General features: G+C 72.9%; 5 protein-coding genes. 2 read left to right on the forward strand and 3 right to left on the reverse strand.

Annotated features, from left to right (window positions below):
* The first annotated feature begins 59 nt into the window (after positions 1 to 59).
* Positions 60 to 1,313 carry a VOC family protein gene (locus tag AB0H28_RS13185; protein WP_358038192.1) on the forward strand — a complete coding sequence of 418 codons (1,254 nt, stop codon included), beginning with the start codon at positions 60 to 62 and terminating at the stop codon, positions 1,311 to 1,313.
* Positions 1,314 to 1,384: 71 nt separating this feature from the next.
* Here the strand turns inward: AB0H28_RS13185 and AB0H28_RS13190 are convergent, their stop codons facing one another.
* From AB0H28_RS13190 to AB0H28_RS13200, 3 genes are read right to left on the reverse strand one after another with little or no spacing between them, the layout of a single operon-like run.
* Entirely contained in the window at positions 1,385 to 1,834 is a 450-nt protein-coding gene (locus tag AB0H28_RS13190; RefSeq protein ID WP_358038195.1) for a DUF4233 domain-containing protein, read from the reverse strand.
* Positions 1,831 to 3,174, reverse strand: coding sequence for a folylpolyglutamate synthase/dihydrofolate synthase family protein (locus AB0H28_RS13195; protein WP_358038198.1), 1,344 nt, complete (start codon positions 3,172 to 3,174; stop codon positions 1,831 to 1,833). The genes AB0H28_RS13190 and AB0H28_RS13195 overlap by 4 nt, the downstream gene beginning before the upstream one ends.
* The gene (locus AB0H28_RS13200) at positions 3,171 to 5,789 is read right to left on the reverse strand and encodes a valine--tRNA ligase (RefSeq protein ID WP_358038201.1); all 2,619 of its coding nucleotides are present in this window, start codon (positions 5,787 to 5,789) and stop codon (positions 3,171 to 3,173) included. The genes AB0H28_RS13195 and AB0H28_RS13200 overlap by 4 nt, the downstream gene beginning before the upstream one ends.
* A gap of 69 nt (positions 5,790 to 5,858) precedes the next feature.
* Between AB0H28_RS13200 and AB0H28_RS13205 the strand changes: the two genes are divergently transcribed.
* Positions 5,859 to 6,536 carry a hypothetical protein gene (locus AB0H28_RS13205; RefSeq protein ID WP_358038204.1) on the forward strand — a complete coding sequence of 226 codons (678 nt, stop codon included), beginning with the start codon at positions 5,859 to 5,861 and terminating at the stop codon, positions 6,534 to 6,536.
* Positions 6,537 to 6,694: the final 158 nt, after the last annotated feature.

Here is a 6,694-nt window from a genome sequence, read left to right on the forward strand (position 1 = left end):
GTCTTCCCTGGCCCGCCGCGGCGGCCTAGCCTGACCATGGAACCCCTGGGAGGTCCACTGTGGCGAATGGCGGGAACCGCACCATCGCGCCGGTACGCAAGCTGATCGGCGCGGTGCTGGGCACCGTGGCCGCGTTCGTGACCCTGTTCGGGCTCGGGATGACCAGCTGGGCGATCGTCGCGCTCGGCGTCGCGCTGCTCGTGCTGGCGATCGCCCTGGCCACGGTCCGTGGCGGTGGCCGCACCTGGGTGGTCGGCCTGGGCCACGTGCACAGCGCCTCCGAACCCCCCACGCAATACGCCTTCGGGCGCTGTGAGCTGCAACTGGTGATCGACGCGCCGGGGCTGCCGCCGCGCTCCAAGAAGATCATCGAGCCGCGGGTGCCGGTCGCCAAGTGGCCCTCGCTCGGGCAGGCGCTGCCCGTCCGGGTGGCCCTCGACGACCAGCGCCACGTCCGGGTGCTCTGGGACGAGGTGCCCACCCACGCCGAGAACTCCGCCCCGGTCGCCGACCTGCCGCCGGAGTACGCCGACGCGGACCCGTTCGACGAGACCCTGATCGCGCAGGAGGCCCCACCGTGGGCCGGGCGCGCCCCGGAGGACGACTTCCGCGACGACTACCCGCCTGCGCCGGATCCGCTGCTGGACGACCTTCCGCCGGGCCCCGAGGAGCGCGAGCCGGTGATGGTGCGCCGCCGGCCCGGCGGGCCGGTCGTGCTGGAGGGACAGTTGGTCGAGCCGGCTCCGTTGGGCCCGCTCCCCCGGCGCGCGCCGGCGCCCCGCCCGCCGGCCGAGGGACCCGCCGACGACACGGTGGCGGTGGACCCGATCGACGTCCCGCTGGACGCCCCGGGGCGGGACGCGCCGCCCACCCCGCAGGAGCTGGACGAGGCCATCTTCGGGCCGACCGGCGAGGCCGCGCCGGACGACGAGCTGGCCAGCCCGATCAGCGGAGTCGGGATCACGCTGCTCGTCACCGACCTGGACCGGTCCCTCGACTTCTACCGGGAACTCGGCTTCGAGGAGCTGGACCGGGGCGAGGGCAACGCGGTGCTCGGCTCCGGGCCGACCCGGCTGGTGCTGCGCCGGGTCACCGGCGCCGCGCCGATCAGCCGCCGCCTGGTGCACGTCAACCTGGAGGTCGACGACATCCAGGCGGCGTACGAGCGGCTGCGCGGGTCCGGTGTGCGGTTCACCTACGCCCCTCGGGTGGTCAACCGGGGCACCAAGCTGGAGGTGTGGGCGGCTGCCTTCCGCGACCCCGACGGCCACGGCGTGGCGCTCACCCAGTGGCGCTCCCTCGCCGACGCCTGAGGTGCAAGGAGGGGCCCCTTCTTAACGCCTGAGGTATAGCAACGGCCCCCTGCTGACCCGCGGGCAGCGCGTCAGCCGAGGATGACCCGCCGCACGTGCCAGGCGTACGCCCACACCAGGGCGAAGATCACGCCGAGCACGAGCAGTGACCAGTGCAGCAGCCCGGAGAGCAGCAGCAGGCCCTGCACCACGGTGCCGGCCTGCCAGGCCCAGCCGCGCCGCATTATCCCGGCCAGCACCACGCAGGCCACCGCCAGCGCGACGATCGCGCCGACCGCCGCGCCGCTCAGGTCGCCGCCGACCACCCGGATCGGCTGGATGGCCAACAGCAACACCAGCGCCTCCAGCGCCAGCGTGCCGGCGCCCAGCCCGCGTACCGCCTTGTCGGGGTTGCGCAGCCCGGACCGGCGGGCGCCGCCCGGACCCGCCCCGCCCGGCTGCTCCGGGCGCTGCTCCGCGCCCGGACCCGCCTCGCCGCCCGGGCCCGGCTCCGCGTCCGGGCGCCGCTGCGGGCCGGTCATCGCTTGAGCAGCCGGCGGGCGTCGGCCACGGTCACCACCGAACCGGTGATCAGCACGCCCACGCCGGCCAATTCGCCCGGCACGTCGGACTCGGCCTCCGCCACCGCCGCCTCGATGGCGTCCGGCATCTCCCGAGCCACCTGCACCCGGTCCGGCCCGAAGATCTCCCCGGCCAGCTCGGCCAGCTCGTCGACGGGCATCGCCCGGGGCGAGCTGTTCTCCGCGACCACGATCGTGTCGAGTACCGGTTCGAGCAGTTCGAGCAGGCCGGCGGCGTCCTTGTCGCCGAGCACCGCCAACACGCCGACCAGCTTGCTGAACGCGAACTCCTCCTGGAGCGCGGCCACCGTGGCGGCCATGCCGTGCGGGTTGTGCGCGCCGTCGAGCAACACCGTCGGAGCGGTACGCACCCGCTCCAGCCGCCCCGGGGAGCTGACCCCGGCGAAGCCCTCCCGAACCGCCTCGATGTCGAGCTGCCGTCGCGCGCCGGCCCCCAGGAACGCCTCCACGGCGGCCAGCGCCACGGCCGCGTTCTGCGCCTGGTGCGCGCCGTGCAGCGGCAGGAAGATCTCTTCGTACACCCCGCCCAGGCCCTGGACGGTGAGCACCTGGCCGCCGACCGCGACCGCCCGCCGCAGCACGCCGAACTCGGCGCCCTCGCGGGCGACGGTGGCGTTGACCTCGGCGCAGCGCTCCAGGATCGGCCGGGCGGCCTCCTCCTGCTGCGCCGCCGCGATCACGGTGGCGCCGGGGTGGATGATGCCCGCCTTGTGCAGCGCGATGTCCTCGATCGTGTCGCCGAGCCACTCGGTGTGGTCCAGGCCGATCGGGGTGATCACGGCGACGCCCGCCTGGATCACATTCGTCGCGTCCTCCGCGCCACCGAGCCCGACCTCGACCACCGCGACGTCGACCGGGGCGTCGGCGAACGTGGCGAACGCCAGCGCCGTCGTCACGTCGAAGTAGGTCAGCGGCTCGGCGGAACGCCCGTCGACCAGCTCGGCCAGCGGCGCGATCTCGCGGTACGTGGACACGAAGCGTTCCTCGCTCACCGGCTCACCGTCCAGGCTGATCCGCTCCCGGACGGTCTCCAGGTGCGGGCTGGTGTAGCGACCGGTGTGCAACCCGAACGCCCGCAGCAGCGAGTCGATCATCCGGGCCGTCGAGGTCTTGCCGTTGGTGCCGGTCAGGTGGATCGACGGGTACGCCCGTTGCGGGCTGCCGAGCAGGTCGAGCAGGCTCTCGATCTTCTCCAGCTCGAAGCGTATCCGGGTGAAGCCGCGCGCGTTGAGCGCGGCCTCCACCTCGGCGAACCCGGCGTGGTCGGGACGACCGCTCATGACGGCAACGCCTCCAGGGCGGCGTCGATGCGGACCAGATCCGCCTCGGCCACCGCCAGCCGTTCCCGGATCTTCGCGACCACCGGCTCGGGCGCCTTGCCGACGAACGCCGGATTGTCCAACTTCGCCCGCGCCTGGGTGGCCTCCTTCTCGGCCGCCGCACGGTCCTTGGTGAGCCGGGCCCGCTCGGCGGCCACGTCGATCGCCCCCCGGGTGTCGAGCGCGACGCTCACCTCGCCCGGCATGGCCAGCGTGGCGGCGGCCTGGAAGTCGTCGCCGGGCGCGTCGAGCCGGGCCAGCGACCGGACCAGCGGCTCGTGCGCCGCGATCCCCGCGCCGGCCAGGCCGTCCAGCCGGGCGGCGACCCGCTGGGTGGGCCGCAGCCCCTGGTCCGAGCGGAACCGCCGGACCTCGGTCACCACCCGCTGGAGGGCGCCGACCTCCGCCTCCGCGGCGTCGTCGATCCCGGTACGGTCGGCGACCGGCCACCGGGCCGCCAGCAGCGTCTCCGCGCCGGTGAGCGCGGACCACAACTCGTCGGTGACGAACGGGATCACCGGGTGCAGCAGCCGCAGCAGCTGGTCCAGCACATGGCCCAGCACGCGCCGGGTGGTGTCCGCCGCCGGCCCGCCGTCGGCGAGCACCGGCTTGCTCAGTTCCACGTACCAGTCGCAGACGTCGTCCCAGGCGAAGTGGTAGAGCAGATCGCAGACCTTGGCGAACTCGTACGCCTCGAACTGTTCGTCGACCTGGGCGGTGACGTGCGCCAGCCGGGACAGGATCCACCTGTCGATGGTCGACAGGCTGCTCGCCTCCGGCAGCGGGCCGTCGGTGTGCGCGCCGTTGAGCAGCGCGAACCGGGTGGCGTTCCAGAGCTTGTTGCAGAAGTTGCGGGAGCCCTGACACCACTCCTCGCTGACCGGCACGTCCTGGCCCGGGTTCGCGCCCCGGGCCAACGTGAAACGGGTGGCGTCGGCGCCGAACCGGTCGATCCAGTCCAGCGGGTCCACCACGTTGCCGAACGACTTGGACATCTTCTTGCCGTGCTCGTCCCGGACCATGCCGTGCAGGGCCACGGTGTCGAACGGCTGCGCGCCGTCCATCGCGTAGAGGCCGAACATCATCATCCGGGCGACCCAGAAGAACAGGATGTCGTAGCCGGTGACAAGCACGCTGGTCGGGTAGAACTTCGCCAGGTCCGGCGTCCGCTCCGGCCAGCCGAGGGTGGAGAACGGCCAGAGACCGCTGGAGAACCAGGTGTCCAGGACGTCCTCGTCCTGTCGCCAGCCCTCGCCGGCCGGCGGCGCCTCGTCCGGGCCGACGCAGACGACCTCGCCGTCCGGGCCGTACCAGACCGGGATGCGGTGGCCCCACCAGAGCTGACGGGAGATGCACCAGTCGTGCATGTTGTCGACCCAGGCGAAGTAGCGCTTGGCCAGCTCGGCCGGCTCGATCTTGACCCGGCCGTCGCGGACCGCGTCGCCGGCCGCCTTCGCCAGCGGCCCGGTGTTGACGAACCACTGCAGCGACAGCCGCGGCTCGACAGTCGTCTTGCACCGCGAGCAGTGCCCCACCGAGTGCAGGTACGGACGCTTCTCGGCCACGATCCGGCCCTGCTCGCGCAACGCCGCCACGATGGCCGGGCGGGCCTCGTACCGGTCCAGGCCCTGGAACGGGCCGGGAGCGGTGATGACGCCACGCTCATCCATGATCGTCAGGGCGGGCAGGTCGTGCCGCTGGCCGATCTCGAAGTCGTTGGGGTCGTGCGCCGGGGTCACCTTCACCATGCCGGTGCCGAAGGCCGGGTCGACGTGCTCGTCGGCGACGATCGGGATCCGCCGGTCGGTCAGCGGCAGCGCCACCTCGGTGCCGATGAGGTGCTGATACCGCTCGTCGTCCGGGTGCACGGCCACCGCGGTGTCACCGAGCATCGTCTCGGCCCGGGTGGTCGCCACCACGACGTCGTCGCCGTAGCGGATCGAGACCAGCTCGCCCTCGTCCTCGGTGTGTTCCACCTCGATGTCGGACAGCGCGGTGAGGCAGCGCGGGCACCAGTTGATGATCCGGTTGGCCCGGTAGATCAGCCCGTCGTCGAAGAGCTTCTTGAACATGGTCTGCACGGCCCGGGAGAGACCCTCGTCCATGGTGAAGCGCTCGCGGTCCCAGTCGACGGCGTCGCCGAGCCGGCGCATCTGGCCGAGGATCGCGCCGCCGGACTCGGCCTTCCACCGCCACACCCGCTCGACGAACTTCTCCCGGCCCAGGTCGTGCCGGGACAGCCCTTCGCCGGCGAGCTGCCGCTCGACCAGGTTCTGGGTGGCGATGCCGGCGTGGTCCATGCCGGGCAACCACAGCGCCTCGTAGCCCTGCATCCGCTTACGCCGGGTGAGCGCGTCCATCAGCGTGTGCTCGAAGGCGTGGCCCATGTGCAGCGAGCCGGTGACGTTGGGCGGCGGGATGACGATGGTGAACGGCGGCTTGTCGCTCCGCGCCGACGCCCGGAAGTGTCCGCCGGCTACCCACTGCTCGTACCGTCGCTGCTCTACCTCGCCGGGCTGGTACTGGCCGGCAAGGGTCGGGGCGTCGGGGCGTCGGGCATCCAGTCTCTCGGTCACTCTGAAAGTCTACGGAGCGCTTTCGGAGACCCGACGTGCGCCACCGGTGATTCGCGTACGGTGGCGGTCATGTCCGACGCGCATCTCACCGAGCGTCCGGTCGACGGGGGCGACGGTCCGGTCGAGTTGACCGACGAACCGATCCGACTGAGCCGCCGTGAGCCGGCACTGGAGCCCGAACGGCGGCCTGTCTCGCGGCGCCGGAAGATCGTGCTGGCCGCCGCCCTGGCGGTCGGTCTCGCCGGCGCCGGGGCGCTCGGCACGGTCGGGTGGCGGGTCTTCCAGGAGAAGGACACGCAGCTCACCCAGCCGGTCCGGGTGGCCGGGCTCACCCGCGACGACAGTGACCGGGCCCGCGGCACCGCCGACTACCTGCGGGACGGGTTGGCCGCCGACATCGAGCTGGACCGCAGTTTCGGCACGGTCTACCGCGACCCGGCGGACGCGAAGCGGTCGGTGCTGCTGTTCGGCGGCACCACGCTGCTCTGGCAGCCCGAGCGTGACCTGGACACTCTCTTCGGCCTGATGGCCGACGAGACCGGCAAGGTCGCCCGGCTGCGTGAGGTGGACGCGGGCCGCCTGGGCGGCGTGATGAAGTGCGGCACGACCAGCGGCGACGGCGGCGACTTCACGGTCTGCGGCTGGGCCGACCACGGCAGCGTGGCGATGGGCATGTTCCCGGGCCGACCGGTGGCGGACGCCGCGACGCTGTTCCGCCGGCTCCGCGAGGGCATCCAGAGCCGCTGACGACCTGGCTCACCTGGTCGCCGGCCGGGCCTCCGGGTGCACCCGCCCGTCCGTAACCGTGCTGCGCCGGAACGGCGCTGACGCAGTCAGGGCCATCCCTGTTTGGGGTGGCCCTGACTGGAAGATTGTCCGGCGGTGTCCTACTCTCCCACACCCTC

Source organism: Micromonospora sp. NPDC050980, assembly GCF_040653835.1.
Taxonomy (GTDB): domain Bacteria; phylum Actinomycetota; class Actinomycetes; order Mycobacteriales; family Micromonosporaceae; genus Micromonospora.